The organism is Methylobacterium haplocladii (assembly GCF_007992175.1).
GTDB lineage: Bacteria > Pseudomonadota > Alphaproteobacteria > Rhizobiales > Beijerinckiaceae > Methylobacterium > Methylobacterium haplocladii.
Map to the genome: position 1 here is coordinate 35,872 of NZ_BJZT01000034.1, position 26,299 is coordinate 62,170.

The following is a 26,299-nucleotide window of genomic DNA, read 5'->3' on the forward strand; positions in this document are numbered from 1 at the left end:
CCTGGCACTCGGACGCCACTCGCGCGACAACGGGCCATGCACGATCGGACACCTGTCGACATCACGCCCGAGATCCTGCTGAAGGCCTATGCCGCCGGCATCTTTCCGATGGCCGAGGATGCCGACGATCCGACGATCTACTGGGTCGAGCCCCGTGCCCGCGGCGTACTTCCGCTCGACCGCTTCCACGTGCCCAGGCGGCTCGCCCGCACCGTGCGCTCGGAGGTGTTCGAGGTCGTCTCGAACCGCGATTTCGATGCGGTGATCTCGGGATGCGCCGCGCCCCGGCGCGACACCGCACGGACCTGGATCAATGCCCGCATCCGCGGCCTGTACGGCGCGCTGTTCGATGCCGGAAACTGCCACACGGTCGAGGTCTACAGCGAGGGCCGGCTGGTCGGCGGCCTCTACGGCGTCTCGCTGGGGGCGGCCTTCTTCGGCGAGAGCATGTTCCACGAGGTCCGCGACGCCTCGAAGGTCGCCCTCGTCCACCTCGTCGCCCGCCTGCGCGCCGGCGGCTATCAGCTGGCCGACACCCAGTTCCTGACCGACCACCTCGGACAGTTCGGCGTCGAGGAGGTGCCGCGCCACGTCTACAAGCGCCGCCTGAATGCGGCGGTGGCGGGCGAAGCCGACTGGGCGGTCTGGCCCTGCGACCGGGGTGTCAGCGGGGCGGAGGCCCTGGCGGCGCTGGATTGAGTACGGGCCGATCAGCACTCGGAGGGCAGCGCCGACAGGCTCAGCACCCGGCGGGCCATCGCCTCGGGGTTCTCGCCCGATCCGCCGAACTGCCCATCGATCGAGAGGGCAGCGAGCCCGTGCACCGTCGCCCAGCAATGCAGCGCCCAATCGGCCGCCTCGGCCGGCGGCACCAGGGCGGCGACGCGCTCTGTCAGGACGGCGAAGGAGGACCGGGACGCTGCGTCGAGGTCCCCGTCCCGGGGGCAGGGGGCCGAGCCGAACATCAGCCGGAACAGCGCCGGGTTGGCACAGGCGAAGGCGACGTAGGCGACGCCCTGGCCGACCAGCGCCTCACGGCCGCTGCCGCGTCCGTCCGCCGCTAGAAGCGCCTCGCGCAGCCGCCCGAACCCCACCGCGGCGACGGCGGCCAGCAGCGCCTCCTTGTCCGCGAAGTGGCGGTAGGGCGCCATGGCCGAGACCCCAGCCCGCCGCGCCGCTTCCCGCAGCGACAGGGCCTTGGGATCGCCGCCCTCCTCCAGGATCGCGAGGCCCGCCGCGACGAGGGCCTCGCGCAGGTCGCCGTGGTGGTAGCCCGACGGCTTCGCGAGAGATGTTGACACTGTAATCATCCGGCCTATGTTGACAGTGTCAGCAGGAGGCTCCGTCCATGCAAGCGGAAACGACTTCGACGACGCGGGGCGGTGGACGAGTCTCCGTCGATCTCAGCGGCTATCCCGACCTCGTGGTGGTCTATCTCGGCTTCCGGGTGACGACCTGGCGCGGCCTCAAGGCGCTGCTCGGGATCGGCCGCAAGCTCGGCGACCTGACCCGCGAAAAACCCGACGGGCTGCTGGCGCATGAGAGCGTGCTCTATGCCCTCAACCATGTCGGCATGCGGCAGTACTGGCGGGATTTCGAGAGCCTGGAGGCGTTCACGCGCTCCGAACCGCACAAGGGATGGTGGAGCAGCTTTGCGAAGGACCCTGCCGGCTCCGGCTTCTGGCACGAGACCTATCGCCGGTCCGGCGGCATGGAGGCGATCTATCTCGGGATGCCGAAGCCGATCGGACTCGGTTCGTTCGCCGCCGCGCGCGCGCCGGTCGGCCCGTTCATGAGTGCGCGGGGCCGGATCGCCGTGTGAGCGGCACTGTGGGCCGGGTCAGCGAAAGATCCGGTCGAAGATCGTCTCTTCGCGCTGCGGGGGCGGGGCCGGACCCGGGCCCTCGTTCGTCGGGAAGAATTTGCGCGAGGGCTTCTGCTTCGGCTGCACCGGTACGCCGCGTGGGCCCTCGACGTCGACCTGGCCCTGCTGGTTGACCTGGGCCGTGGCCTTGGTCGCATCGCCCGCCTTGTCGCGCTTCTTCTTGTCGGTGCGCGAGGCGAGCGCCGGGGTGTCCTCCTGCTCCTTGAGCTCGGCGATCACGTCGGTGCCGCCCTTACAATCGACGAGCCAGACGTCGTAGATCGGATGCTCGATGGCGTGGAGGCCGGGGCTCGAGGCGAACATCCAGCCCGTGAAGATGCGCCGGTACTTGTTGTCGAGGGTGACCTCGTCGACTTCGAGGAAGGCCGTGGTCTTCGGCGTCTCGGTGGGCGGGCGCGAGTAGCAGACCCGCGGCGTCAGCTGCAGCGCGCCGAACTGAACGGTCTCGTCGACGGCGACCTCGAAGGACACGATCCGGCCGGTAATCTTGTCGAGGCCTGAGAACACAGCTGTCGGGTTCTTGATCTTGTCAGCCTGCGCGGGACTCGCAGCGAGGCCGAGCGCCAGCGCCGTCAGGGCGGCCGGGCGAAGGAAGCGTGCGGATCTGCGGCTCAAGGCGCGCCCCTCTCGAGACTGTGCTGGGCGTGAGGCCGGAGCTGCGCCGGCATGGGCGCTTTGGACACGGGAAGGGTGGTGGAAAAAGGGCGGCTCAGCCGGGGGCGGCGGTGGCTACTCCCCTGGCGACCACGGAACGTAGTCGCCGGTCGCGGCCGCCCGCGATCCCCGATTGAGCTGCGAGCCCTTGGGCCGGTAGGCCTCGGCGGTGCCGGTCATGTTCTCGACATGGGGCTTCTGCCACTCGCGGGGGTGATAGTCCTCCTCGCTCGGGGGGACGTCGCCGTTGTGGCAGAGCCAGCCGCGCCAGCCGGGGGGCACCTTCGAGGCGTCGGCATAGCCGTTATAGACCACCCAGCGCCGCTCGGGGCCGACCGAGCGGTCGATCAACGGGCCGAGCGCCTTGTAGTACTTGTTGCCGAAATCGTCCGCGCCGACGAACTGGCCGCTGCGCGCGGTCATGAGCGCTAGCGAGACGGTCTGCCCGTTCCACCAGGTGAAGATCCGAAGCAGCGTGTCCTTGAGGGCCATGGTTCCTCGGTCGCGGTCACGGGGCGGCCATCCGCGGCGCTCTTATGAGCGGGCCACCTGTCCAAGTCCAGCGGGCGGACGGCCCAGGGACACGGCGACGGCACCCGATCCTCGCCCCGGCAACCGTCGCATGTGCGACACGTCCGCCACATCCAGGCGGTCCGATCGCGCCATCCGACGGGTCGTCGCAGGGGGGCGCCTGTGGAGCAAAAATTTAGTGCCGGACAATCGGCGAGGCCGGATCGGCACTTAGCGCGACGCCGGGGTTTTCCACAGATTTTGATGCGCAAAACACTACATCTTGGGGCAACCAGCCGGCGAAACACCAGTTGTTGACGAGCCGCGTGCCCCAGCAGTAGGGTTCGGTCAGCGCTTCGGACGGCGCGGAGTGGGGTACGCACCCCCCGCCCGCATGTCGCGACGCGGTTCGGCAAAGCCCTGCATTTGCTGCCGAATCCGTCGTCCGGTCGGGCGATTGTCTCTTGTTCAAGCCATGCCGACGGGGTCGTCGGCGGGGCGCGCCCCGCGCGCCCAGGGAGAAGCGATTCATGCGGTTCGAGCGGCGCTACACCACGGCAGGCCAGTCGCCCTACGCGACGATTCCGTTCCGCGAGGCGGTGAGCGAGATCCGCAATCCCGACGGCTCCGTCGTGTTCCGGCTCGACGGCATCTCGGTGCCTGAGAGCTGGAGCCAAGTCGCCGCCGACGTGCTGGCGCAGAAGTATTTTCGCAAGGCCGGCGTCCCCGCGCGCCTGAGGAAGGTCGAGGAGAATTCCGTTCCCTCCTTCCTCTGGCGCTCCGTCGCCGACGAGGCGGCCCTGGCCGCGTTGCCCGAGGCCGAGCGCGTCGGCTCCGAGATCTCGTCCACGCAGGTGTTCGACCGGCTGGCCGGCTGCTGGACCTACTGGGGCTGGAAGGGCGGCTACTTCACCTCCGAGGAGGATGCCGCCGCGTTCATGGACGAGCTGCGCTTCATGCTCGCACGCCAGATGGTCGCGCCGAACTCGCCGCAATGGTTCAACACCGGCCTGCACTGGGCCTATGGCATCGATGGCCCGAGCCAGGGCCATTATTACTGCGACTACCGCACCGGCGAACTGACGAAGTCGGCCTCGTCCTACGAGCACCCGCAGCCGCATGCCTGCTTCATCCAGGGCGTCCAGGACGACCTCGTGAACGAGGGCGGCATCATGGACCTGTGGGTGCGTGAGGCGCGCCTGTTCAAGTACGGCTCCGGCACCGGCTCGAACTTCTCAATGCTGCGCGGTGAGAACGAAAAGCTCGGCGGCGGCGGCAAGTCGTCCGGCCTGATGAGCTTCCTCAAGATCGGCGATCGGGCGGCCGGCGCGATCAAGTCCGGCGGTACGACCCGGCGCGCGGCCAAGATGGTGATCGTCGACATCGACCATCCGGACATCGAGGCCTTCATCGACTGGAAGGTGAAGGAGGAGCAGAAGGTCGCCGCCCTCGTCACCGGCTCCAAGGTCGTGTCGAAGCACCTCACCGCGGTGATGAAGGCCTGCACCCAGTGCGAGGCCTCCGACGATGCCTGCTTCGATCCCGAGCGCAACCCGGCCCTCAAGCGCGAGATCAAGGCCGCCCGCAAGGCGATGGTGCCCGACGCCTACACCAAGCGCGTCGTGCAGTTCGCGAAGCAGGGCTTCACCAAGATCGACTTCCCCGTCTACGACACCGACTGGGATTCGGAAGCCTACCTCACGGTCGCCGGCCAGAACTCCAACAACTCCGTCTCGCTGACGGACGACTTTTTGCGTGCGGTCGATGCGGATGGTGAGTGGCTGCTCAAGGAGCGCAACTCCACCAAGACCAAGCCGGTGCGCGCCCGCCACCTCTGGGAGAAGATCGGCGAGGCGGCCTGGCAGTCGGCCGATCCGGGGCTGCACTTCAACACCACGATGAACGACTGGCACACCTGCCCGTCGGGCGGCCGGATCCGGGCCTCGAACCCGTGCTCCGAGTACATGTTCCTCGACGACACCGCCTGCAACCTGGCCTCGGCCAACCTGCTGACGATGTACGACCGCGCCTCGAAGCGCTTCGACGTGGAGGCGTTCGAGCACCTCAACCGCCTCTGGACGGTGGTGCTCGAAATCTCGGTGATGATGGCGCAGTTTCCGTCGAAAGAGATCGCAGAGCTGTCCTACCGGTACCGGACGCTCGGCCTCGGCTACGCCAATATCGGCGGCCTGCTGATGACCATGGGGCTGGGCTACGACTCGGATAAGGGCCGGGCGCTGGCCGGCGCGCTCACCGCGATCATGACCGGCATCAGTTACGCCACCTCCGCCGAGATCGCGGCCGAGCTCGGGCCGTTCGCGGCCTACGAGGACAATGCCGACGCGATGCTCAAGGTCATCCGCAACCATCGCCGCGCGGCGCATGGCGAGGCAGCCGGCTACGAGTTCCTCTCGATCGCGCCCGTCCCGCTCGACCACGCCAACATCCCGCAGGCCGACCTCGGCGACCATGCCCGTGCGGCCTGGGACCGCGCGCTGTCGCTCGGCGAGGCCCACGGCTACCGCAACGCCCAGGCAACCGTCATCGCGCCCACCGGCACGATCGGCCTCGTCATGGATTGCGACACGACGGGCATCGAGCCCGACTTCGCCCTGGTGAAGTTCAAGAAGCTGGCCGGCGGCGGCTACTTCAAGATCATCAACCGGGCTGCCCCCGATGCGCTCCGCTCCCTCGGCTATCGCGAGAGCGAGATCGCCGAGATCGAGGCCTATGCCGTCGGCCACGGCTCCATGGGCCAGGCGCCAGCGATCAACCCCGGCTCGCTGCGCGCCAGAGGCTTCACCGACGACAAGATCAAGGCGATTGAGGACGGCCTGAAATCGGCCTTCGACATTAAGTTCGTTTTCAACCGCTGGAACCTCGGCGACGACTTTTTGCGGGACACCCTCAAGGTGCCGGCCGAGAAGCTGACGGATCCGACCTTCGAGCTGCTGCCGTTCCTCGGCTACTCCAAGAAGGACATCGAGGCGGCCAACATCCACATCTGCGGTGCGATGACGCTGGAGGGTGCGCCGTTCCTCAAGCTCGAGCACTATTCGGTGTTCGACTGCGCCAACCCGTGCGGCCGCACCGGCAAGCGCTACCTGTCGGTCGACAGCCACATCCGCATGATGGCGGCGGCGCAGCCCTTCATCTCGGGGGCGATCTCCAAGACCATCAACATGCCGAACGACGCCACCGTCGAGGATTGCAAGGCGGCCTACCGCCTGTCCTGGACCCTGGCCCTCAAGGCCAACGCCCTCTACCGCGACGGCTCCAAGCTCTCGCAGCCGCTGAACTCGGCGCTCATCGCCGACGAGGACGACGAGGAGGATGCCGTCGAGGCCCTGATCCAGGCTCCGGCGGCGGCCAAGGCCACGATCGCCGCGGAGCGGATCGTCGAGCGTGTCATCGAACGCATCGAGCACATCCGCTCGCGCGAGAAGATGCCCGACCGGCGCAAGGGCTATACCCAGAAGGCGGTGGTCGGCGGCCATAAGGTCTATCTGCGCACCGGCGAGTACGACGACGGGCGGCTCGGCGAGATCTTCATCGACATGCACAAGGAGGGCGCCGCCTTCCGAAGCCTGATGAACAACTTCGCCATCGCGATCTCGCTCGGCCTCCAGTACGGCGTGCCGCTCGAGGAATACGTCGAGGCCTTCACCTTCACCCGCTTCGACCCCTCGGGCTTCGTGCAGGGCAACGACGCGATCAAGAACGCGACCTCGCTGCTCGACTACGTGTTCCGCGAACTCGCGATCTCGTATCTCGGCCGCTCCGACCTCGCCCACGTCAACCCGTCCGAGATCGGCTCAACCGTGCTCGGCGGCGGCGAGAGCGACACCACCCGCGAGGCGGGCAAGCCCGGCCCCGCCGCCTCCAGCGTGGTCTCCCGCGGCCTGCTGCGCGGCTCGGCCGATCGGCTCACCCTGATCCATGGCGGCCCGGCGGGCGCCGTCACCGGCGTCGCTTCGGCCTCCGCGGGCCAGAGCGCCCCTGCCGGCGGCACGGTCCATGCCATGCGGGGCGCGACGGCGCTGAAGCTCGATCCTGTCCTCGCCGGCAAGACGGAAGCCCTCGTCGACGCACTTCCCTTCGCTAGCCCTGCCTTGGCCAGCCCTGCCCTGGCCAAGGCCGAGCGCACCGCCGCCGACCGCCGCGCCGAGGCCAAGATGAAGGGCTATGTCGGCGAGGCCTGCCCCGAATGTGCGAACTTCACCCTCGTGCGGAACGGGACCTGCCTGAAGTGCGATACCTGCGGCAGCACGACCGGGTGCTCGTGATCGGGTGTCCATAGTCGTGTAAGATGAGGCATAAAATGGTCTGAAATACTTCAGAGCGGCCTCTATTTGAGAGGTATAATTTGCTGAAGATGATCTGAGGTTGGGTCGTCCGCACAAATGGTAACTCAAATCAGGGCATCTTCCCTGACAAGATGTCACCAGGAATCGCAGCCGAGTTGGACGCAGGAGGACGCCGGATCGGCGTCCTCCAATGCCACCCAGAACAAAACAAGTACGGCTAAGCTTGCCTCGAGTTTGGCGCCGTCGGCAGTCGCTGCCGGAGTTGGTTTCCTCGGAGATGCCCCATGAAGGTCACGACGACGCATTTTCAGGTCGGCAACGGCGATATGACCCTCGTCACATTGGAGAGCGGTCGCCGGATCCTCATCGACTGCAAAATCACGCAATGCGCGGACGATCCGGACGATGATGCCCCCGATGTCGGAACGCAGCTGCGGGACATGCTGGAGCGCGACGGAAGCGACCGCCTCTACGTCGATGCTTTCCTGTTGACTCATCCTGATCAGGATCATTGCGCGGGTCTGCGCCGGCACTTCCACCTCGGGCCGCTGAGTCAGTGGAGTTCGGACGACGACAAGATCGTTATCCGGGAGATGTGGTCCTCGCCAATCGTGTTCCGGCGCGCCGAGCGCAAGGAGCCTAGAACCCCGCTTTGCGAGGACGCCCTCGCTTGGCGGACGGAGGCGAGGCGACGCGCCAATCTCTTCAAAGCGCAGGGCTACGCCGTCGACGGCGACCGCATCCTGATCCTTGGCGAAGACATCGGGGGGAAAACCGACCACCTCACCCAGATCCTCGTAGCCGCTGGATCGACGTTCTCGCGGATCTGCGGTGTCACAGACAGCTCGTTCAAGAACCTGCTGCTCGCGCCGTTGCTCGCGTCCTCGGACGACGAGGCGGACGTTCTCTCGAAAAACAACTCCAGCGTGATCATGCGGATGTCGCTCTCCGCTGGCGGCAATGCCGAAGCCGCCCGCTACCTTCTAGGCGGCGACGCCGAGGTCGCGATCTGGGAGAAGATCTGGGATCGATACGAGCCCGAGCAGCTGGCGTACGAGGTGCTTCTCGCTCCCCACCATTGCAGCTGGCATAGCCTCTCGTGGGACAGCTGGTCGGAGAAACGGGAAAGGGCGCGGGTTTCCCAGAAGGCCCGCGACGCACTTGGCCAAGCCGCGCCTGGAGCGCACATCCTCTCGAGCAGCTGCGAGATCAAGGACAACGAGAACGATCCTCCCTGCATTCGGGCGAAGCGGGAGTATCTTGCGATCCTCAAGCCCGGGTGCGGAGCGTTACGGTGCGTCGCGGACGAACCGGACGACAAGCCGCTCGAGATGCAGGTGACCTACTACGGACCGAAGCCCAGCCGCTGGGCGACAGTAGCCGGTGGTGCTCTCGGAACAGGCGTCGGCACCGAGGCGCTCGGGCACGGTTGAGCCATGATGCCCATCGCCACGCTGCGGGCAGTCAGAATCGCCCGCGCCCATCCTTCCGTCCGAGATGTCAGGATCGTCGCTCTCGACGAAGCCGGCTCGATGGAAGCCGAACTCGACATCGTCACTGAACTGCCGGCTGCGTGGCGCACGAACGGGATCAGTCCCAGCGGCGTGCGCGCTCTGGAAACAGTAACCGTCCTCTTCCCGGTAAATTTCCCCACTGTTTCGCCAAGAGCCTTGCTCCGCCCGGATTTCGACCGGAGCCATCCTCACCTTCTCCCGACGCCCGCGGATCTCCCGCCAATGCCCTGCATCGTCCAGGGCCTTCCGTCCGAGCTGATCCAGAGCAGGGGTTTCGAGGGATACGTCGACCAACTGGTGGACTGGCTCGACAAGGCCGCGGTGCTGGAGCTCAACAGCGTCGAGCATGGTTGGGAACCGGTCCGCCGCAACAACATCGACGACGAGATGATCGCCGACGGAGCGGCCTTGCGAGGGTTAGCCTGCTCGGCGGGAGGCGGCTTTGTTCTGCGCACGCGCTTCCTGCAGCTCAAGAGGCCAGAGGGTGCCCAGTACGTCCGACTCGCGGTCGTGGCCGGAGAGCAGGTGGCCGTCGAGAAGGCGGCCTGCACGAAACAGTACGTGAGGGATGATCTCTGGCAGGGCCAGGGCATGATGCTCGTCGTGGCGGCCGCCGACGTCGATGATGCCCCTAGAGTCATCGACCAGCCGGTTCCCGAGACGGTATCGACCGTCGCCGACCTGCGGGATCGGGCCGAACTCTATGGGTGCCGGCAGGAGCTTGAGGGGAAGCTCGACCACATCGGCCTTTGCCTAGCGCAGAGGACGTTGACGCCGGCGCCGCTGGCGATCGTCTTCCTTGTGAGGAGGCCTTTCTCCGTCGTCGGGGTCGGATCGGATATCGAACTCTGCTCATACGTGATCGATCTGGAGCCTAACGAGGATCTGCTGAACGGCCGCGGTCGCGTTCGTCTCTGCGCAATCCGGGAGACGATATCGATCGCCCTGCTGCGGCGCGCTTCGGGTGACAAGGTGGACTTCGAACGGCCGGACTGGGCACTCCTAGGCTGCGGGAGCGTTGGATCCAAGATCGCGTTGCATGCCGCGCGGCGGGGCCTCGGTCCCCGGATCGTGGCGGATCGCAGTCTCCTCTCTCCCCACAATTTCGCGCGGCACGCTTTGCTGCCCGACGAAGTCGACACCGGTCGGGTCCTAGAGTCCAAGGCCGAGGCGCTCGCGGTGGCGTTGGGCCGACTGACCCAGCCCGCGACGGCCGAAACGGAAGACCTGATTTCCCTGACCGAGACGCCAGAGGGCCGCTCCAGGATCGCGGGCGGGCGGTTGCTCCTCAACACCACCGCCTCGACGTTGCTGCGGGAGCATCTCTCGTTCTTGGATTGGGAAATGCGTCCGCGCATCGCTGAGGCGCATCTGCTCGGCGCGGGTGTGGCCGCCTACGCCTCGATTGAAGGTGCCGATGGAAATCCCAACGCAAGCGATCTCGCAGCCGAGGCGTATCGCATGATCGCAGAGGACGCCGAACTCAGTGGGCCCGTCTTCAGCGCCAAGGCCGAAGCCGTCGAGATAGGCCAGGGATGCAGCTCCGTGACCTTCGCAATGCCGGACGATCGGTTGAGCACCCTTTCGGCGGGGCTCGGCAGCGTGGTCGCGGAATGGTTGAAGACGGAGCAGGAGGAAAGTGGCCAGGTCGTTGTCGGGAAGCTGGCCCGGGATGGCTTATCGCAGAGCTGGCGACGCGAGGAGATCGAACGCCGGATGGTTGTCGACGGATCGTGCGGACATCAGGTCCGGATCAGTCCCCGGGTCGATCGGTTGATACGCGCCGAGATCGCGTCGAAGCCCGGAGTCGAGACAGGCGGCGTCATCGTCGGGCGCTATTCGCAGATCGGCAACACGTTTCAGGTCGTCGACATCATGCCGGCTCCGCCGGACAGCGTCTTCTCGGCGGAGAAGTTCACATTGGGAACGATCGGATTGAAAGCGTCGATCCGGAAACTGCTGAAGGATTCCGGTCGATCGCTATACGTGTTGGGTACTTGGCACAATCATCTCGTAGAGAGCGGGCCATCAATGCTCGATGCCGATACAGCTATTCGTTTGTCTATGCGCCAGTATTTCCCAGTTTTGCTGTTAATCGCACTTCCTGAAGGTTACACTTGTTTGACTGCCGAAACCTTCGAAGACCGAATCTGAGTTGGCTTTTCCATCAAGCCCGACCGAACCGTGTCGATCCGGCGGGCGATCCGAGGCGCTAGATGGCAAAATCGCTGAAAGATCAAAACAACTGGCGTTTGTGGCTCATCGTGGTCGCGAACGCGATCTTCTTCTACGTTGTCCAGCAGGCCAACGAGATGCGTCTCGACGGGCTGCCGGCGTTGTTCAAACAGATCCCCAACCTTCTGCCGATTGGACTAGCAGGCGTGGTGGCTACGGTCCTCAACACTCTTCCGACTGCAGAGTTGAAGGCGACGATCGTCTACTGGAGATGGAACGACGCTCTGCCCGGGCATCGTGCTTTCAGTAAATACGTCGGCCGCGATAGTCGTATCGATCAAGGGCGGCTTCTTAAGGCGCATAGAGGAAAATTTCCAATTGCACCTACAGATCAGAATGCAGCTTGGTACAAAATCTACAAAGTCGTCCGTAGCGACGTAATGATTCTTGATTCAAACAGAATATTTCTTCTGTTGCGTGACTACGCGAGTCTGAGCTTTTTATTTGTTTTTATTTTCGGATCTGCTGCTTTTTATTTGATAGAGAGTAAAATTGTGGTGGCGCAGTACCTGGGTGTGCTGATCCTTCAATATCTGATCGCGCGTATTGCCGCAGCAAACGCCGGTGTGCGTCTGGTGACGAACGTCTTGGCGCTCAAGACAGCAACGGGACGATGAAACCTGAAACGAGCGTGGTTATTCCGAACATCATCGGCCGAGTGAGCCTTGCCGTAGTCGAGAATCGTCGCCCGGGGGTCGGCGAGCTCCGGTACGGGAGTCCTGGTTCCTTCGCTGCGAGCCTTCGCCATTCCGATGGAAAGCTGCGTTCGGAGCTCGACGGGCCCGACGTCACCCTCGCTCCGATGAGGGCCGGCCGGGAGGTGACCGAGGACTATCGCACGACGTCGCTGTCGCTACGGGTGCGGCTTCGAAGGCGGTACTCGAGCGCTGGATACAGGCCCGAGCCGCGGGGACTGCCGTCCCCTCTTTGCGGGCCAGCGTCGACGGCGAACTCGACTACCTCGAGCGCACCGTCAAACTCGCCGCCGCCTATCTCTGGCTGGGCCGGCGCTTCCCCGACACCTTCGACGAGGTCGAGGCAACGAAGCTGCTTCGCAACCGTGCGAACGCGGCGATCGAGGCGCAACTTCGAGAAACGGCGTCGCACGAGGTCGCCGCGCGGGTCGGACCTCTCACAACGATCTGATTCGGTGAACGCGCCCGGCACCTCCCATCGGAAGCGAGGAGCCCCGCTCGGCATGATGCGGACCATCGGATCTGGCCGGGGTGACCGGCCGATTTCGGGAAAGGGAGGGAAGCAGACCATCGCCCTACGACCGTGTTCGACCCAATGTAGCCGAACACAGGTGAATGCATACGCACTGGAAGCGGACGTACTGCCGCCGCTCCCTCATGGCGAAGCGAAATATCGCCGTCCAGCAAGCGTTTGCGTCCCCCAAAACGATGGGATGGGCAAGACCCAAGCGAAAGATGTACCTGTTCAACGGGTCGACCCTCGGGCGTCGCTGTTCGGGCAGGCGCTCATCCGCTACCGCCGGGTCCCTGCCAAGCCTTCGCCGCCGGCCGGTCACCCGTGAATGAAAGCCCCAGGGCGCCTCTCCACAGAGGCGGCCACGCTCTCCTTCCGGTCCTGCAGGTCGCCCACGATCCGTTTGTCACCGGCGAGGCATCCAACCCTGCGGTGGTGCGAGAATTCAGGTGATCGGATTACTTGGCGGCATCCCTGACCGCCTGCTTGAGGTCCTGGGTCCAATCTTCCTCGCCGGATGCCCGTCCGAGCATGTTCGCCCCGACCATTGCCGCGAACAGCAGCTTCGCTCGGTCCTCACCCATGGTCTTACCGGCCTTTGCCATGAAGGCCTGGTAGAGCGAACCGGCGCCGTCTGCATAGATCGCACGCAACGGTCCCCCTTCATGGCTCCGGGCCGCGTCCTCACCATGGCCCTGCATCGGACAACGATGTTCCGGCGGCTGAACCCCCAGGTAGTATTCGACTATTGCCGAGATTGACGGCCCGTCGTCTTCCGCTCCTTCGCCGCCCGGTCCCGCCCACGCAGCCTCAACGGCCGCGAAACCGGCACTCCAAGCCTCGCAGGCCAACGCCTCCTTGGTGGCGAAGTGCTTGTAGAACCCCCCCTGGGTCATCCCCGCGGCCTTCATCACGTCGGCGATGCCCACGGCATCATAGCCGCAGGTGCGGAACAGCTCGCTCGCCGCCGCGACGATCCGCTGCCGGTTCGAAGCCACCTGTTCCTTGCTCGAACGCGCCACTGGCAATCCCTCGATTAGCGGTTGACCGAACTCTAATTGAAGCTTAGAGGTCGATCAACCGCTATCGGCCGCACGGCGCCGATCACGGTGACATCGAGACCGACGCATGGCCCATGATCCAACGACGACCGCCATCCTGCTGGTGGACCCCTATAACGATTTCCTGGCCCGTCGGGGGCAGGCCTGGATGATGACCAGGGACGTGGCCCTGGCGAACGGGATGATCGGCAAGGCACGGTCCATCCTTGAGGCGGCGCGACGCCTCCGGATGACCGTCGCGTACGCGCCGCACCACCGCTGGCGACCGAACGGCCTCAAGGGACGCAAGTACCTCCATCCGACCCAGTTCATGCAGGAGAAGTCCCACATCTTCGCGGCGGGTAAGTTCGGTGGCGAGTTCCTCCCAGAGCTCGCTCCGGCGGACGGCGACATCATATCGAGCGAGCATTGCTGTTCGAGCGGTTTCGCGGGTACCGACCTGCACGCCCAGCTGCAGGGCCGCGGGATCACCCACCTCGTCATCATCGGCATGATCACGAACTCATGCATCGAGGCGACCGCGCGCAGCGCCGTGGACCTCGGGTATCACGTCACCCTAGTTACCGATGCCGTCGCCGCGTTCTCACCCGTCGAACACGACCTCGCGATCCGCGAGAACTATCCCCGCATCGGGCACGCCGTGACCGATGCGTCGAGCCTGCTCGAAACCCTAAGGTCCTGACGGATGCTCAACAGCTTATTGAACGCCGCCACCGGCTGGTACGTCCGCAGGGGCCTGCGTGCCTATCACCACTACCCGGCCGACAAGACGGCCGTCGTCCTCATCGACGTGCAACGCGCGTTCGTCGGCTCGGGGCAGCCTCTCTCCGGGTCCCTGGCCGAACTCGCGCGGTTGGCGCGGTCGAGGGGGTTCCTGGTGATCCATGCGCCGATTGCGGCGGATGCCGGCGCGCCTCTCCAAACCCCCGCGCATCGCCAGATCGAACGCGCCCTTTCGAGGCAAGCCGATGCGTCGGACATCGCGCCCGCCGTCGGACCGTCGCCGAGCGATGTCGTGTTTCCGGCCCGCAAGACCCTAAGCGTATTCGGCCTGCCGGAGACCGACGCTTTGATCGAGGCACGTGGCCTGGAACACCTGATCCTCGCCGGTCCCCTGGCGGACCTGACGGTCGATTCCTCCCTACGCGACGCCGCACAGCGCGACCTTCACATCACGGTGGTGAGCGACTGCCTCGCGGCATCGACGCCCGCGGCCCTAGAACTGGAAGTCCGCCATACGATGCCGCGCTACGCACACCTGGTCACCGATCTCGGAGACCTGAAGCGACGGACCGGCGGATGACCAGTTTGAGGATGGCTTGCTTCGAGGGCGACGCCTTCGGCTCATCCGAGGACTTCAAGCTGGCCGAACGGCCTGTTCCGGTGCCCGCGCCTCATCGGGTCCGCATCCGCATCGAGGCGACCGCGCTTGGCTTCGTGGACGGCCTGATGTTCCAGGGCCGCTATCAAATCAAACTCCCACTTCCCTACATCCCTAGCGGCGAGATCGCCGGGGTGGTGGAGGTCGTCGGCACCGGAGTCCGTCACCTCGGCGTCGGTGACCGCGTCGAGACTTGGCAACTCGGCGGCGGCCTTTCGGAGTTCACCGTCGTGGCCGCCGACGAGGTCGAGGCGGGCCCGGCAGACCTCCCCCTCGCGAGGACAGCCGCGATGCTGGTCGACTACCAGACGGCGCACCACGCCCTTTTCTAGCACGGCCGGATCGAGGCCGGGGAGACGGTCTTGGTCGCGGGTGCCGCGGGCGGGGTAGGCTCCGCGGCGTTACAACTCGCCGCACAGGCGGGAGCCCGCGTGATGGTCCTCGCCTCGACGCCGGTGAAGCGCGAGCTTGCCCTCGCCCTGGCGCAGCTCACGACGGACGGGCATCGCGCCTACCCCGAAGCCGTCGAGAGCGCGTTCGGTGCCGATGTGGACTATACGCAACTCGTGAAAATCTTCGGCGCCGTTCCCGAGGGCACCAAGCGCTGCTACAGCCCGGCCGAGTGCACCGGTATCCGCAAGAACACGATCGAAGGCGCGCCGGACGACAAGCACGTCTCCATGTCCTACATCGAGCGTCAGAACCTCACGATGCGGATGCAGAAGAAGCGCTTCACGCGCCTCTCAAAAAGGTTCGAGAACCACGCGCACATGGTCGCGCTCTACACGGTCTGGTACAACTTCGTGAAACTGCACAACAAGCATCGGATGAGCCCGGCAATGGCAGCGGGCGTATCGGATCAGCTGTGGAGCATGGAGGACGTTGCGGCTCTCGTTGAAGCCGCCGCGCCAAAGCCGGGCAAGCGCAGGCCGTATCTCCAAAGCTTCGTCGATGAATTGCCCGCAATAGAACCTTGAGTAAAATGAACGTCGCTGATTCTCGTGAGCCGCCTTTGCTTGCAGCCAAAGTTGGAGGTTTTTCCCGGATGTCTCGATATCTCTCCGACAGAAACGACGGCGTCGAACTGCGCGACGACATTGGACACCACGTGGACGAGATAGCGCTTCGTGGGCAGGCTCTTCAGGTCGTGAGCGCACTGATGAACGCCGAAGCCGAAGAGGCCAGGGACAAAACCTTTATCCTCAGTGTTCGCGATGAAAGCGATGCTATTGTGTTGAAGGTTCGCTTGGCCTGCCAGATCGAGGAGGCTTGGAGCTAGTCAGTTCAAGCTCGATAAGCGCCATTTCCAGGAGCGTGCGAAGACGGAAATTTCCGTGCGGGCTCAGCTCATCCAAGGCCCGCTGGCAGAGATCGCGCACAGCTTCGGCGTCGTATAAATGATTGTCGTGAGGGACATTGGACGACATCTTGTGCTCCATTCCGTCCCAAGGCGGGAGCACACGCTACTCTCAGCCGCTGGCGCCAAAAGTCGTCGACCAGCGATTAGACTTAATAGCACAAGCGTCGTGGATCCGGCAAATCTTGCGGCAATAGTCAAGTCTATTCGACAGCAACAGCGCGCAGATCGGGCGCAACGGAATCGGGCATGAGACCTCACGGCAAAAACCTCAATGCGGACCGGCGAAGCGATAGGCGGCACCACGAATTCAGGCCATCGCTAAATTCAGGCTGAGACACCACCGCCTGTTCCGGTCCCTCGCCAAGGAGGGTCGTCACCTCGTGATCGGTTTTGCCGGCGGTGCCATCTCCGCCCTACCGGTGAACCGCCCCCTGTTGAAGAGCGCGGCGCTCGTGGGCGTCGATATCAGGCACTTCTTGGCATCCAAGCCGCGGGAGGCCCAGATCGTCCGGACGGCCCTGTTCGCCGACGTCGCCTCCGGTTCTCTGGCCGCGCCGCAGGTCGTCCCGTTTCGCCTCGCCCGGGCGAAGGACGCCCTGGATGCGCTTGCGGGGCGCGACAGGATCGGCAAGGTCGTGGTCACGTCCTGACGGCGAAGAACGCCCGGCCTTCCGAAAAAGGGGTGTGACGGCGTCTGGACTCAGGTCGGCGACTTGCCCGTGGTCGACAGGCAGAGAGGACATGAACCCGCCGCTACCCTCGCGGGATCGGGCCGGGGTCTCGACACCATCACGGCTGGAGACCCTGGCCGGGGCCTGGTCGAAGACCTGCTCCGTTTTGACGGGTCCGGTGGCGCGTACGCGAAGCCCTTCCGAGCCGCCATGACATCCGGTATCCGCTTGAACATCGGGAGCGTCGAGGCCGCCCTTCCCGCCTCGGTCACGAAGAACCGGCGACGCGAGGCCATCGGCACCTATGCGGCCATGCTCGCCGCGCTGATCCTCGTGCGTGCGGTCGACGACCCAGCGCTGTCGGACGAGATCCTCTCCGAGACGCGTGCATGCATGAAGTCAGACTTGTGCTGCTGACGTGTCGCGGTGTGGGTGGTACGAGCACACCACCGATGTCTGCTACGGCGCATGGAAAGCCAAAGAGCAGTCGGTCAGTTTTCCACCCCGAGCAGCCCTTCGGCTCGCGGCCCGACTTGGTCGTTCAAGCGAATTCTCGACATGCTTTGAAGCGGACGTTCGAGAGGATGTATGAGTAATCCATGCGATCACCTGTCGACACTTCGCCGATGCAGGCGTAACCGTTCAATCTCTTACTATGCAGATGCCCTGCGCCCCATGCGGTTTCCTGAGCATTTTTACGGCCTGTCACTACCTTTCTCTCTAGTTTTACACTGAGTCAGCTCCTTTCGCAGCTCCGACAGCAGCATGTCGAAAATAATATGGACGCGATAATTACATTGCGCCCCAAGACAGGTGCGCGCTCGTTCACAATCCTGAATAACGGCCTCTAGTACAAGCTTATGATTTTCCAATTTCCAACCTCCAGAAGAATTTTGAATTAGTCTGCATTTGATATAATACGAAATTCGAACAGTTTTTGTTGTTTTGAAGCGTAAAAAATAGTAAATACATCGAATACGTCTTAATAAATATTTTCAAATAGCCGTAATCTTAGATCATTTCAGAGCGACGACGACCTTGCCCTTGGCGCGGCCGGTTGCGACGTAGTCCAGCGCCTCGCGGGTGGCGGCGAAGGGAAACACACGATCGATCACGGGCCGGATCGCGCCCGCATCGACGAGCGCCGCGATCTTTCGGAGCTGGTCGCCGTCGGCCCGCATGAACAGGAACGCATAGCGGACACCGGCCCGCTCGGCCCTCTTGCGGATGCCGCGGCTGAGAAGGCCGAAAACGAGTTTCAGGGGCCAAGACAGGCCGGCCTGTTCCGCGAAAGGCGGGTCGGGCGGCCCGGCGATCCCGATGACTTGGCCGCCGGGCTTGAGCACCGTCAGCGACTTCTTAAGCGTCTTCCCGCCCTGCGTATCGAGCACGAGGTCGTACCCGGCGAGGACCTTGGAAAAATCCTGCCGCCTGTAATCCACGACGACATCGGCTCCCAGGGACTTCACCAGATCGACGTTCGCCGGGCCGGTCGTCGTCGCGACGGTGGCGCCGAGATGCTTGGCGAGCTGGATCGCGATCGTTCCGACACCGCCGGAGCCGGCCTGGACGAACACCTTCTGACCGGGCCGGACCTTCGCCCGCTCGACGAGGATCTGCCAAGCGGTCAGGGCGACGAGGGGGATGGCCGCCGCCTCCGTCATCGTCAGGGCGCTCGGCTTGAGGGCGAGATCGTCCTCGCTGACCGCGATGAACTCGGCGAAGGTCCCGATCCGGCCATCCGCGGCCCGGCCGAACACCGCGTCACCAGCCTTGAACCGGCGAACGCCGGATCCGACGCGGACGACGACGCCCGACAGGTCGTGTCCGAGCACGAGCGGCATCCGGTAGGGCAGAAACGCCTTGAACGCGCCCTCGGCGAGTTTCGTGTCCAGCGGGTTCACGCTCGCGGCATGGATCTCGACGAGGACGTCACGGTCCCCGACCTCCGGGACGGGCAGATCGCGTGCGACCAGCCCGTCCTTGCTCTTGTAGCGATCAATGGTGAACGCCCTCATGGTCGATTCTCGCGTCTCGGGCTGTATGGAATATCGAGGGAAGGAGGACGCCCCGTCAGGGCAGCCGCATCTCCTTGCGAATGGCCTTGTCGAAAGCGGAGGCCGGTGCGTATCGGCGCAGCAGCGCCAGGCGCCCCGCCGCCCGGCCCGAAGTGTAGCGGGCGCGCGGCTGGGCCAGCCCGGCGATCCGCACCACCGTCGCGCCGACCGAGGCGGCGGTGTCCGCCACCTTCATGCCCTCCGAGAGCCACCGGGTCGCGCTGGCGCGACCGGCCTCGTAGGCCGGCAGGGACCGGTCGGCCGGGGTCATGCCCAGTTCGAACCCGGACTTCGTCAGGGCCGGCTCGATGACGACGACGCGGATGCCGAGGGGCCGCACCTCGTGGTCGAGGGACTCGGAATAACCTTCCAGCGCGTGCTTCGTCGCGGCGTAGTGTGCGCCGAACGGGCTCGGGATCACGCCGAGGATCGAGCCGATATTGACGATGCGGCCGGAGCCCTGCCGCCGCATGACCGGCAGCACCGCATTGGTCATCCGCACCACGCCATAGACGTTGGTGTCGTAGAGCGCGTGAACCGCGGCCATCGAGCATTCCTCGGCCGCGCCGTGGATGCCCATGCCGGCATTGTTCACGAGCAGGTCGATGCGGCCGAACCGCCCCAGGACATGGTCGACCGCGCCGGCGACGGATTCCTCCGAGGTGACGTCGCACCGCACCATCTCGATCCCGTCGACGACCTCGCCGGGCTGCGCCTTCCGGCTGGTGCCGAGCACCCGGTAACCCGCACTGAGCAACGCCAATGCCGTCGCCTGGCCGATGCCGGAAGAGGCTCCGGTGACCAGGGCGACCTTGTCGTGGATGCGGCCTGTCGTGGTGGCCATGGCGAACGTATCCCTTCGCAACACTCAGATAGTTGAGCGCTCAACCATCTAAGACCGGGCTTTCCACGTTGCAATGGTTTTGTGCTCAACTATCTTGGAGGGAATGATCGTATCCGAGCCCGATTCCGACGCGTCCGTCAGCGAAGACACCCCGTGCACGAACAACGCGATGCGGCGTGCCACGCGCCAGCTCGGCGCCCTCTACGACGAGGCGTTCGCGCCGACCGGGCTGAAGGGCACGCAACTCCTGCTGATGTGGCGCATCGCCGAACTCGGCACCGAGGACGATCCGACGCTCCTGGCGTTGGCGGATCGCCTCGCCGTCGGTGTCTCCGCCTTGACCCATGCGCTGCGGCCGCTGGTGCGTGATGGCCTGGTCGTGTTGCGGACGGACGCACAGGACCGCCGGTCCAAGCGCGCCAGCCTGACCGCGCTCGGCCGGACGCGCGTCGCCGAGGGCGCCCTGCTCTGGTCGACGGCGAACCGGCGCGTGGAAACCCTTCTCGGGCCCGCCGCGGCGCAGATGCTCCGCGACACCGCCGACCGGGTCGCGTCCGAGGAGTTCGCAGCCGCCTTCCGGCAGGGGCTGGAGAGGCGGCCGCCTTCCGAGCCGCCCGCCGCCGCGCCAGACGAGTGAGCGATATGCGTCTCCCCGCGACCGCTGACGGACGAGACCGGATGCATTATGGCTGGATCGTCGCCGCGGTGACCTTCCTGACGATGCTGGTGACCGCGGGTGCCGTGGGCGCGCCGGGGGTCCTGATCGCACCGCTCGAACGCGAGTTCGGCTGGGCCAACGCCGACATCTCTTCGGCCCTGGCATTACGGCTCGTGCTCTTCGGACTCATGGGGCCGTTCGCGGCGGCTTTCATGAACCGCTTCGGTGTCCGTCGGGTCGCCGGCGTCGCGCTCGTCCTGATCGCCTGCGGCGTTGCCGGTTCCTTCGCCATGACGCAGATATGGCACCTGATGCTTTTCTGGGGCCTCGTCGTCGGTCTCGGCACGGGCCTGACGGCCATGGTGCTCGGCGCCACCGTCGCCACCCGCTGGTTCGTGGCCCGCCGCGGGTTGGTGCTCGGCCTGCTCACGGCCAGCACGGCGACGGGGCAACTGGTGTTTCTGCCGCTGCTCGCGTGGCTCACCGACCATTACGGATGGCGCACGGCGCTCGCCTTCGTCCTCGTCATGCTGACGACGGCGACGGTCGCGGTCCTCGCGTTGATGCGCGACCGCCCGTCCGATCTCGGGCTTCGCCCCTACGGCGCTACGGCCGACGTCCCCCCGCCGCAGGCTCCGGCGGGGTTCACAGCAATGCTGATGTCGCCGCTGCTGGCGTTGCGCGCGGCCGCAACCTCGCTGACGTTCTGGGTGCTGTTCGGGACGTTCTTCGTCTGCGGCGCCAGCACCAACGGCCTCGTCCAGACGCATTTCGTCTCGCTGTGCGGCGATTACGGCATCGCGGCCGTCACCGCCGCGGGCATGCTCGCGGTGATTGGCGTGTTCGACTTCGCCGGCACCGTCGGATCGGGCTGGCTCTCGGACCGCTACGACTGCCGCGTGCTGCTGTTCTGGTACTATGGGCTGCGCGGCCTCTCCCTGCTCTATCTGCCGTTCTCAGAGTTCACCTTTTATGGGCTCTCGCTGTTCGCGGTCTTCTACGGCCTCGATTGGGTCGCCACAGTGCCCCCGACCGTGAAACTCGTGGCCGACCGGTTCGGCGAGAACGCTAATCTCGTCTTCGGCTGGGTCTTCGCAGGTCATCAGCTCGGTGCGGCAAGCGCAGCCTATGGGGCCGGCTTCAGCCGGACCGTCTACGCGAGCTACCTGCCGGCCTTCTTCGTCGCGGGCGCACTCTGCCTTTTCGCGGCGGCAGCGCTGCTGCTGATCCGGGAGCGACCGCTTCTCGCCGAGATTGCCCGGAAACGATACCCAGGATTGTAAAAACGCAGCTCTTCTAAGTCTATCCGGCGGCAGGCTGTGTCCGCTTGAATGACTGGTTCTCGTCTTTGGCTACCTGAAGCAGACGGACCGAAATCCACCCATGGCGGCCGAAACGGCTGGGTCTTGGAGCGTCCGGTTTTGGGCGGTCGCGTAGCGGTCCCTAATAACCGGAATGGGCGCAAAGGAGCCGCCGGCGACCTGCGACGCTCGAAAGCGAGAGGGCCGCCCGTCTTGCTGCCGAGCTGGTCAGAAGGTCTCGAGCCAAGGCCGGACCTCGATCTCCCACGACCAGGCGCTTCGATGCTGGCGGAGCAGATCGACATAGGTTTGGGCGATCGCATCGGGATCGAGCGTGCTGTCCGGACGATCCGTAGGGTCGGTATGGCCTTTCGGGCGAACACGACCATCGACCAACACATGGGCGACGTGGATGCCCTTGGGAGCAAGCTCTCGCGCCGCGCTCTGCGCCAGCCCCCGCAGGGCGAACTTGCCCATGGCGAACGGCGACGACAGGGCGAAGCCCTTCACGCCGGCGGTAGCCCCCGTCAACAGGATTGCTCCTTTGCCGGCCGGGATCATGCGCTTGGCTGCCTGCTGGACCGAATAGAAGGCGCCGAGTGCCGAGACGCCGACCGCCCGCTCGACCTCCTTGGGATCAAGATCCGCTATGGGCCCCCGGACCCGTCCGCTGGCGTTGTAGATCACGACCTCGGGGGCTCCGATCCGAGCTTCGGTTTCGATAAAAAGGCGCTCGACCTCGGCCGCATCGCTTGCATCGACGTTGAGGGCGATTGCCCCCGTCTCGTCGACGAGTGGCGCGAGCTTCTCGGTGTTCCGGGCGGCGATCACGACAGGCAGACCGCCCGAACGGAGAAGGCGGATCAGGGATCCGCTGATGCCGGACCCTGCTCCGATGACCAGGGCGCTCCGATAAGGGATGTCCGTCATGCCTTCACCGTTCGATCGTCGACGTGCACCTCACGTCTTCGGCCTAGCATGTGGTGCTGGGTGGCGATCCTGCGAGCTGCGGAGTGCCGAGCCGATAGAACCGCGACGTCGTCCGCGCCCATGAGAGGTCGAGGGCGATCGCCCGAACGGCACTCGTGTAAATGGCACCGTAGCCAAGCACGGGATGCCCCGCCACCCTTCCGAGCAGTAAGAAATACCCCCAGAGCGGATGTGTCGATTGCCACCAGTCTTCGAGTAGGGGGGCTTTGGCGAGGCTTTGCTGCGTGGGTTCGCGGCCTTCCGCGATCGCCAGCAGCTCCGCGGCTAGGGGCCCATTCTCTAAAGAAGAGCCTGCGTCGAAGAATGCCGGCCGGAGGTGGCGATCGTCGATGATCAGCTTGGGGCCGATCTTGGAGGCGAGATAGGGGACGGTCTCAGGCATCGCGACCGCCTCCCTTCTCGATCTGGCGCCGTGCTTCCTCGAAAGCGGCGCGACGCCGGATGATCTCCGCCAAGCCCTCGATGACGAGTTCCCGCTCGCCGCCGAGGATCTCGCAGAGTTCGTCGATCGCTTCGGCGAGCGGCTGCAATTCGCCGAGTTCGGGGCCTTCCGGGGAGATTGCGAACATCACCGAGCCCCTTCCGAATTCGGAGTGCCCTGCGTAGCGGCCGCCCCCATGAGACGGTCGATCTCGGCACCCGCCAGATAGCCCTCGGCTTGAAGAGCGGTCGCGATCGCTTCCACCTGCTTCCAATGCGTGTCGAGGACCGCGCGGGCGCGTTCTTCGGCCGCCTGCAATCGCTTCGCCACCATTTCGAGAAGCCCGTTGGGAATGAGCAGGTCGGTTGCGGAGACGTCGACGAGCACCGGACCCAGAGAACCGAGACCGAACTGCGCTTCGATATCCCGCGCGATCGTCGTCGCCCTCCGAAGGTCCGAGTAGCCGGGTCCTCCGGCACCGATCGAGACCTCGCCGAAACAGATCCGTTCGGCTGCGCGGCCGGCCAGGATCACCGCAAGCATCGCCTCGAGCTGGGGCAGCGTCGAACAGCCGGTGATCTGCTGGTCCATGACGAGAACGCCGCCTGTATCGCTCAACGACACGTCGACGATTGCGTCGTGGAAGCCGAGCGCCCGGCATGCGACGGTGTGGCCTGCCTCGTGGATGGCGATCCGGCGACGATCGTCGGCAGACAGCTGCGGAGCGTCGTCGCGAAGCTCGGCCATCAGGTCGGCCGGGAGGAGTTCGCGGCCTCTGCGGCGAGCTCGGCCGCGTGCACGGCGGACGAAGGCCTCGACATCGGCGCCCGTGCGGCCGCGGGCAGCAAGCGCGACCGGAGCCAGCGAGACGCCCGGCAACGTCTCCGCTCCCAGGTGATGGCGGAAAATCCGATCGAGCGTAGCGACGTCGGGCTTCTCGATCGCGATCTCACGGTCGAGGCGGCCGGCCCTTTTGACGGCAGCGTCGATCCGATCGGGGTGGTTGGTCGCGGCGATCACCACGACCCCGGGACGCTCCTCGACACCAGCGAGCAGTTCGAGGAAGAGATTCACGATCTGCGTCCAGTACTGGACGTATTCGCCCCGGATCTGCGTTCTGTCGGAAATCCCATCGAGCTCGTCGATGAAGAGGATGCAGGGCGCCTGCGCCCGCGCTCGGGCGAAGGCGTTCCGGATGGCTTGGAGCGTGCCGCTCATGTAGTCGGCGGAGTTCCACTCCGCGACGCTGGTCGCGACGAGCGGGACGCGAGCACTCTTCGCCAGAGCCCGGGCGAAGCTCGTCTTGCCCACGCCGGGCGGTCCCGACAGGAGAAGTCCGCGGTTGTCGATGTCGGACCAATCGATGCGGCCAGCGCGGTAGTCGTTCAGATCCTGAGCGAGAGCGAGGCCCCAGTCCTGCGCAGCTCCGTAGCCGTGCAGTTCCTCGAGCGACGGGCCGGACTCGAGGTAGTCGGCCTTCTGCGACAGGATGCGCGCAATCGCGTCGATGCCATCGTCGGCGGAACGCATATTGCGGAGCGCGACCGGGAGATCGCCGATGTCGAGCGTCCGAAGAAGCGCGTCGTCGAGCCGACGTGTCGGGACGCCTCCCGTGACGGCCTCGACCATAAGGGCGATCGCGCCATGGTCGATCGGTGGCAGAACGAGGCGATGTTCCGCCGAGCGCAGGAGGTCTCTCGGCAGTTGACGCTTCGGATCGGGAGCGATCCCGATGAGGGCGGCGCCCGCGTGAAGCGCGGCGCCGATGGCAGCGTTGCCGGTGTCGGGATTATGCTCCCTGCCGGACCCGTCCCGGACGACGAGACCGACCTGATCGCGCCTGAGGTCGTGATACTTCGAGCCGGTCAATTCCTTCACGATAGCGCCCGTCGGGAGGGCGCATTTCTCGACCACATAGCGCGTCGCATCGATCAGTTCCGGCATATGGGTGGCGATGGTCACGACCGGATTCTCGCGGCGCAACCGGCGAAGAACGTCCGGATCCGCTTCGATGGCGCGAGCGACCAAGACGGCGGTCAGCGCCCGGCCCGGATGCAGCGGCACGTGCTCCGTCTTCCTATCGGGCTCGTCCTGCGCGATCATCCGTTCGACCGGATCATCCTCGTCGACGAAGGCAACGGAGCCTCCCATGGCCTCGTGCTTCCGACGCTCGCGCTCCCTCTGGGCGAGGCCCTTCAAGAAGGCGCGGGCAAGTTGATCAGGCGCGGTCGTCTCCCACGGCATTCCAGGCGTGGCTTCAGATTTTTCGGCGGTTGAGGGACAGTCGAGCATGGAAGATCTCCCCGGCCGGTATTGGGCACGGCCGTCAGCAGAATGGCTGGAACGGGTGGAGCGACGCGGCTGGCTCGACGGGGTCGAAGCACTCGGCGGGCGTCGGCTTCAGGAGATCGCTTGCCTCGTAAGCGATGGTGCTTTTTAGAACATAACCGGAACAGAAACTAGGCTGCCGATCGACGATCCACAGCCCACGTCGGCGTCGCAAGGCTTCTGAAAACAGAGAGCCGACCAGCCCCAGCCGCCTGCGGTTTGCTGCCCGACCGCGCGCTGAGCGGACGAACAGTTGCCTCGGATGTCGTGCGGATGGGCGTTCTAGTGGTGAAAATCTGACGGGTGGTACCCGCCCGAACCGTCCGTAATGGGTGGGGAGCGGGCCTCAGCGGGGCGGTCGAAACCGGACGTTCCGCATCCGACCCATCCCAGCCGCCTAAGCTGCCCTCAGCGTATCTCCAACGCAGCCGTTTGCCAGCCCTCTGGCAACTTCGGCTCGGGGTGGGGAGAAGACCTTAGCCTTTCGTCCGTAAGCAGACGTCTTACATCCGATCCAACCTCGCCTTTATGACTAGTCTAGGTCCTGACAGATCCAGAAGGGGGGGCGCGACATTGCGAATGCAGTCATATGACTTGTTGTTGTTCGATAGACCGCCTTCAGCGAAAACGGTGGGCGACGCGTAAGACGACCTAAATTCTTCAGGGACGCCGGAAACGTCCGCAAGGCCGGGTCAGGGCACCGACGCGACACCGTGTCCCCGTATGTCGAAGTGATGCGGGTGTCGCGACTGCGACACCGGACGGCGGAGCTGCTAGGGCTGCCGGATGGCCGCGAAGCATTCCCGACACATCGCCCTGACCGAACCGTTGATCGCCTACGTCGAGGGCCAAGTCGCCAAGGGCGAGTACACCTGCATCAGCGAGGTCGTCAGGACGGCGCTCCGTCTGATGA

General features: G+C 65.2%; 25 protein-coding genes and 2 pseudogenes. 17 read left to right on the plus strand and 10 right to left on the minus strand.

The window, feature by feature from the left end:
* Positions 1 to 36 precede the first annotated feature (36 nt).
* Positions 37 to 699, plus strand: coding sequence for a leucyl/phenylalanyl-tRNA--protein transferase (gene aat, locus MHA02_RS15580; protein WP_147080259.1), 663 nt, complete (start codon positions 37 to 39; stop codon positions 697 to 699).
* A gap of 11 nt (positions 700 to 710) precedes the next feature.
* Here aat and MHA02_RS15585 read toward each other — a convergent pair whose 3' ends face one another.
* Positions 711 to 1,310 carry a TetR/AcrR family transcriptional regulator gene (locus MHA02_RS15585; protein ID WP_238180125.1) on the minus strand — a complete coding sequence of 200 codons (600 nt, stop codon included), beginning with the start codon at positions 1,308 to 1,310 and terminating at the stop codon, positions 711 to 713.
* A 38-nt stretch (positions 1,311 to 1,348) separates the two neighbouring features.
* Here MHA02_RS15585 and MHA02_RS15590 point away from each other — a divergent pair, with 38 nt between their 5' ends.
* Positions 1,349 to 1,822 carry a DUF4188 domain-containing protein gene (locus MHA02_RS15590; RefSeq protein WP_147080263.1) on the plus strand — a complete coding sequence of 158 codons (474 nt, stop codon included), beginning with the start codon at positions 1,349 to 1,351 and terminating at the stop codon, positions 1,820 to 1,822.
* Between the two features lie 18 nt (positions 1,823 to 1,840).
* Here the strand turns inward: MHA02_RS15590 and MHA02_RS15595 are convergent, their stop codons facing one another.
* Entirely contained in the window at positions 1,841 to 2,500 is a 660-nt protein-coding gene (locus MHA02_RS15595) for a DUF2155 domain-containing protein (protein WP_147080265.1), read from the minus strand.
* Between the two features lie 114 nt (positions 2,501 to 2,614).
* The gene (locus MHA02_RS15600; protein ID WP_147080267.1) at positions 2,615 to 3,031 is read right to left on the minus strand and encodes an NADH:ubiquinone oxidoreductase subunit NDUFA12; all 417 of its coding nucleotides are present in this window, start codon (positions 3,029 to 3,031) and stop codon (positions 2,615 to 2,617) included.
* 548 nt (positions 3,032 to 3,579) lie between these two features.
* Between MHA02_RS15600 and MHA02_RS15605 the strand changes: the two genes are divergently transcribed.
* From MHA02_RS15605 to MHA02_RS15625, 5 genes and pseudogenes are all read left to right on the plus strand, one after another.
* Positions 3,580 to 7,335 (plus strand): vitamin B12-dependent ribonucleotide reductase, encoded by a 3,756-nt coding sequence (locus MHA02_RS15605; protein WP_147080269.1) that lies wholly within the window; start codon positions 3,580 to 3,582, stop codon positions 7,333 to 7,335.
* A 305-nt stretch (positions 7,336 to 7,640) separates the two neighbouring features.
* Positions 7,641 to 8,789, plus strand: a complete 1,149-nt coding sequence (gene mblB, locus MHA02_RS15610) for an anti-phage 6A-MBL system MBL-fold protein (protein ID WP_147080271.1) — start codon at positions 7,641 to 7,643, stop codon at positions 8,787 to 8,789.
* A gap of 3 nt (positions 8,790 to 8,792) precedes the next feature.
* The gene (gene cap2-3 / locus MHA02_RS15615) at positions 8,793 to 11,024 is read left to right on the plus strand and encodes an anti-phage 6A-MBL system cap2_3 protein (protein ID WP_147080273.1); all 2,232 of its coding nucleotides are present in this window, start codon (positions 8,793 to 8,795) and stop codon (positions 11,022 to 11,024) included.
* Positions 11,025 to 11,086: 62 nt separating this feature from the next.
* Positions 11,087 to 11,722 (plus strand): hypothetical protein, encoded by a 636-nt coding sequence (locus MHA02_RS15620; RefSeq protein WP_147080276.1) that lies wholly within the window; start codon positions 11,087 to 11,089, stop codon positions 11,720 to 11,722.
* Between the two features lie 259 nt (positions 11,723 to 11,981).
* A pseudogene (locus MHA02_RS15625) lies at positions 11,982 to 12,251 on the plus strand (SUV3 domain-containing protein); the annotation flags it as partial.
* A 521-nt stretch (positions 12,252 to 12,772) separates the two neighbouring features.
* On the opposite strand, the gene MHA02_RS15630 reads toward MHA02_RS15625, so the two are convergent.
* The gene (locus MHA02_RS15630; protein WP_170249298.1) at positions 12,773 to 13,336 is read right to left on the minus strand and encodes a TetR/AcrR family transcriptional regulator; all 564 of its coding nucleotides are present in this window, start codon (positions 13,334 to 13,336) and stop codon (positions 12,773 to 12,775) included.
* Between the two features lie 106 nt (positions 13,337 to 13,442).
* Between MHA02_RS15630 and MHA02_RS15635 the strand changes: the two genes are divergently transcribed.
* The 7 genes and pseudogenes from MHA02_RS15635 (at position 13,443) to MHA02_RS15660 (ending at position 17,204) form a co-directional block, all read left to right on the plus strand.
* The gene (locus MHA02_RS15635; RefSeq protein ID WP_147080291.1) at positions 13,443 to 14,057 is read left to right on the plus strand and encodes a cysteine hydrolase family protein; all 615 of its coding nucleotides are present in this window, start codon (positions 13,443 to 13,445) and stop codon (positions 14,055 to 14,057) included.
* Between the two features lie 3 nt (positions 14,058 to 14,060).
* Positions 14,061 to 14,678 (plus strand): cysteine hydrolase family protein, encoded by a 618-nt coding sequence (locus tag MHA02_RS15640; RefSeq protein WP_147080292.1) that lies wholly within the window; start codon positions 14,061 to 14,063, stop codon positions 14,676 to 14,678.
* 11 nt (positions 14,679 to 14,689) lie between these two features.
* Positions 14,690 to 15,088 carry an alcohol dehydrogenase catalytic domain-containing protein gene (locus MHA02_RS15645; protein WP_210245077.1) on the plus strand — a complete coding sequence of 133 codons (399 nt, stop codon included), beginning with the start codon at positions 14,690 to 14,692 and terminating at the stop codon, positions 15,086 to 15,088.
* 153 nt (positions 15,089 to 15,241) lie between these two features.
* A pseudogene (locus MHA02_RS22455) lies at positions 15,242 to 15,733 on the plus strand (IS1 family transposase); the annotation flags it as partial.
* A 5-nt stretch (positions 15,734 to 15,738) separates the two neighbouring features.
* On the plus strand, positions 15,739 to 16,035 hold the full coding sequence (locus tag MHA02_RS15650; protein WP_147080294.1) for a DUF6894 family protein: 297 nt from the start codon (positions 15,739 to 15,741) through the stop codon (positions 16,033 to 16,035).
* Between the two features lie 461 nt (positions 16,036 to 16,496).
* The gene (locus MHA02_RS15655; protein WP_147080296.1) at positions 16,497 to 16,766 is read left to right on the plus strand and encodes an MDR/zinc-dependent alcohol dehydrogenase-like family protein; all 270 of its coding nucleotides are present in this window, start codon (positions 16,497 to 16,499) and stop codon (positions 16,764 to 16,766) included.
* A 231-nt stretch (positions 16,767 to 16,997) separates the two neighbouring features.
* Positions 16,998 to 17,204, plus strand: a complete 207-nt coding sequence (locus tag MHA02_RS15660; RefSeq protein WP_147080298.1) for a hypothetical protein — start codon at positions 16,998 to 17,000, stop codon at positions 17,202 to 17,204.
* Positions 17,205 to 17,803: 599 nt separating this feature from the next.
* Here the strand turns inward: MHA02_RS15660 and MHA02_RS15665 are convergent.
* Together MHA02_RS15665 and MHA02_RS15670 are read right to left on the minus strand one after the other, a co-directional pair.
* Positions 17,804 to 18,805 (minus strand): NADP-dependent oxidoreductase, encoded by a 1,002-nt coding sequence (locus MHA02_RS15665; RefSeq protein WP_147080300.1) that lies wholly within the window; start codon positions 18,803 to 18,805, stop codon positions 17,804 to 17,806.
* A 55-nt stretch (positions 18,806 to 18,860) separates the two neighbouring features.
* The gene (locus tag MHA02_RS15670; protein WP_147080303.1) at positions 18,861 to 19,688 is read right to left on the minus strand and encodes an oxidoreductase; all 828 of its coding nucleotides are present in this window, start codon (positions 19,686 to 19,688) and stop codon (positions 18,861 to 18,863) included.
* 169 nt (positions 19,689 to 19,857) lie between these two features.
* Between MHA02_RS15670 and MHA02_RS15675 the strand changes: the two genes are divergently transcribed.
* Together MHA02_RS15675 and MHA02_RS15680 are read left to right on the plus strand one after the other, a co-directional pair.
* Complete coding sequence (locus MHA02_RS15675) at positions 19,858 to 20,325, plus strand: MarR family winged helix-turn-helix transcriptional regulator (protein ID WP_238180126.1); 468 nt, start codon at positions 19,858 to 19,860, stop codon at positions 20,323 to 20,325.
* A 5-nt stretch (positions 20,326 to 20,330) separates the two neighbouring features.
* The gene (locus tag MHA02_RS15680) at positions 20,331 to 21,629 is read left to right on the plus strand and encodes an MFS transporter (protein WP_147080307.1); all 1,299 of its coding nucleotides are present in this window, start codon (positions 20,331 to 20,333) and stop codon (positions 21,627 to 21,629) included.
* Between the two features lie 246 nt (positions 21,630 to 21,875).
* On the opposite strand, the gene MHA02_RS15685 is transcribed toward MHA02_RS15680, so the two are convergent.
* The 4 genes from MHA02_RS15685 to MHA02_RS15700 are packed head-to-tail and all read right to left on the minus strand — an operon-like array spanning position 21,876 to position 25,209.
* A complete protein-coding gene (locus tag MHA02_RS15685) occupies positions 21,876 to 22,577 on the minus strand; it encodes an SDR family NAD(P)-dependent oxidoreductase (protein WP_147080309.1) in 702 nt (233 codons plus the stop codon).
* Between the two features lie 43 nt (positions 22,578 to 22,620).
* A complete protein-coding gene (locus tag MHA02_RS15690) occupies positions 22,621 to 23,019 on the minus strand; it encodes a DUF6634 family protein (protein WP_147080311.1) in 399 nt (132 codons plus the stop codon).
* On the minus strand, positions 23,012 to 23,206 hold the full coding sequence (locus tag MHA02_RS15695) for a hypothetical protein (RefSeq protein WP_147080312.1): 195 nt from the start codon (positions 23,204 to 23,206) through the stop codon (positions 23,012 to 23,014). Before MHA02_RS15695 ends, MHA02_RS15690 begins: the two co-directional genes overlap by 8 nt.
* Positions 23,206 to 25,209, minus strand: coding sequence for an AAA family ATPase (locus tag MHA02_RS15700; protein ID WP_238180127.1), 2,004 nt, complete (start codon positions 25,207 to 25,209; stop codon positions 23,206 to 23,208). Before MHA02_RS15700 ends, MHA02_RS15695 begins: the two co-directional genes overlap by 1 nt.
* Positions 25,210 to 26,172: 963 nt before the next feature.
* Here MHA02_RS15700 and MHA02_RS15705 point away from each other — a divergent pair.
* A partial coding sequence (locus tag MHA02_RS15705) for a ribbon-helix-helix domain-containing protein (RefSeq protein WP_147080317.1) occupies positions 26,173 to 26,299 on the plus strand: 127 nt, incomplete at its 3' end.

Excerpts from the sequence above, each read along its gene's own strand:
- MHA02_RS15590 (WP_147080263.1), top strand. The coding sequence starts at position 1,349 with ATGCAAGCGGAAACGACTTCGACGACGCGGGGCGGTGGACGAGTCTCC.
- MHA02_RS15675 (WP_238180126.1), top strand. The coding sequence starts at position 19,858 with ATGCGGCGTGCCACGCGCCAGCTCGGCGCCCTCTACGACGAGGCGTTC.
- MHA02_RS15600 (WP_147080267.1), bottom strand. The coding sequence starts at position 3,031 with ATGGCCCTCAAGGACACGCTGCTTCGGATCTTCACCTGGTGGAACGGG.
- MHA02_RS15695 (WP_147080312.1), bottom strand. The coding sequence starts at position 23,206 with ATGTTCGCAATCTCCCCGGAAGGCCCCGAACTCGGCGAATTGCAGCCG.
- MHA02_RS15670 (WP_147080303.1), bottom strand. The coding sequence starts at position 19,688 with ATGGCCACCACGACAGGCCGCATCCACGACAAGGTCGCCCTGGTCACC.
- MHA02_RS15685 (WP_147080309.1), bottom strand. The coding sequence starts at position 22,577 with ATGACGGACATCCCTTATCGGAGCGCCCTGGTCATCGGAGCAGGGTCC.
- MHA02_RS15700 (WP_238180127.1), bottom strand. The coding sequence starts at position 25,209 with ATGGGAGGCTCCGTTGCCTTCGTCGACGAGGATGATCCGGTCGAACGG.
- MHA02_RS15660 (WP_147080298.1), top strand. The coding sequence starts at position 16,998 with ATGACATCCGGTATCCGCTTGAACATCGGGAGCGTCGAGGCCGCCCTT.
- MHA02_RS15650 (WP_147080294.1), top strand. The coding sequence starts at position 15,739 with ATGAACGTCGCTGATTCTCGTGAGCCGCCTTTGCTTGCAGCCAAAGTT.
- MHA02_RS15585 (WP_238180125.1), bottom strand. The coding sequence starts at position 1,310 with ATGATTACAGTGTCAACATCTCTCGCGAAGCCGTCGGGCTACCACCAC.
- MHA02_RS15605 (WP_147080269.1), top strand. The coding sequence starts at position 3,580 with ATGCGGTTCGAGCGGCGCTACACCACGGCAGGCCAGTCGCCCTACGCG.
- MHA02_RS15620 (WP_147080276.1), top strand. The coding sequence starts at position 11,087 with ATGGCAAAATCGCTGAAAGATCAAAACAACTGGCGTTTGTGGCTCATC.
- MHA02_RS15635 (WP_147080291.1), top strand. The coding sequence starts at position 13,443 with ATGGCCCATGATCCAACGACGACCGCCATCCTGCTGGTGGACCCCTAT.
- MHA02_RS15640 (WP_147080292.1), top strand. The coding sequence starts at position 14,061 with ATGCTCAACAGCTTATTGAACGCCGCCACCGGCTGGTACGTCCGCAGG.
- aat (WP_147080259.1), top strand. The coding sequence starts at position 37 with ATGCACGATCGGACACCTGTCGACATCACGCCCGAGATCCTGCTGAAG.
- cap2-3 (WP_147080273.1), top strand. The coding sequence starts at position 8,793 with ATGATGCCCATCGCCACGCTGCGGGCAGTCAGAATCGCCCGCGCCCAT.
- mblB (WP_147080271.1), top strand. The coding sequence starts at position 7,641 with ATGAAGGTCACGACGACGCATTTTCAGGTCGGCAACGGCGATATGACC.
- MHA02_RS15645 (WP_210245077.1), top strand. The coding sequence starts at position 14,690 with ATGGCTTGCTTCGAGGGCGACGCCTTCGGCTCATCCGAGGACTTCAAG.
- MHA02_RS15680 (WP_147080307.1), top strand. The coding sequence starts at position 20,331 with ATGCGTCTCCCCGCGACCGCTGACGGACGAGACCGGATGCATTATGGC.
- MHA02_RS15665 (WP_147080300.1), bottom strand. The coding sequence starts at position 18,805 with ATGAGGGCGTTCACCATTGATCGCTACAAGAGCAAGGACGGGCTGGTC.
- MHA02_RS15690 (WP_147080311.1), bottom strand. The coding sequence starts at position 23,019 with ATGCCTGAGACCGTCCCCTATCTCGCCTCCAAGATCGGCCCCAAGCTG.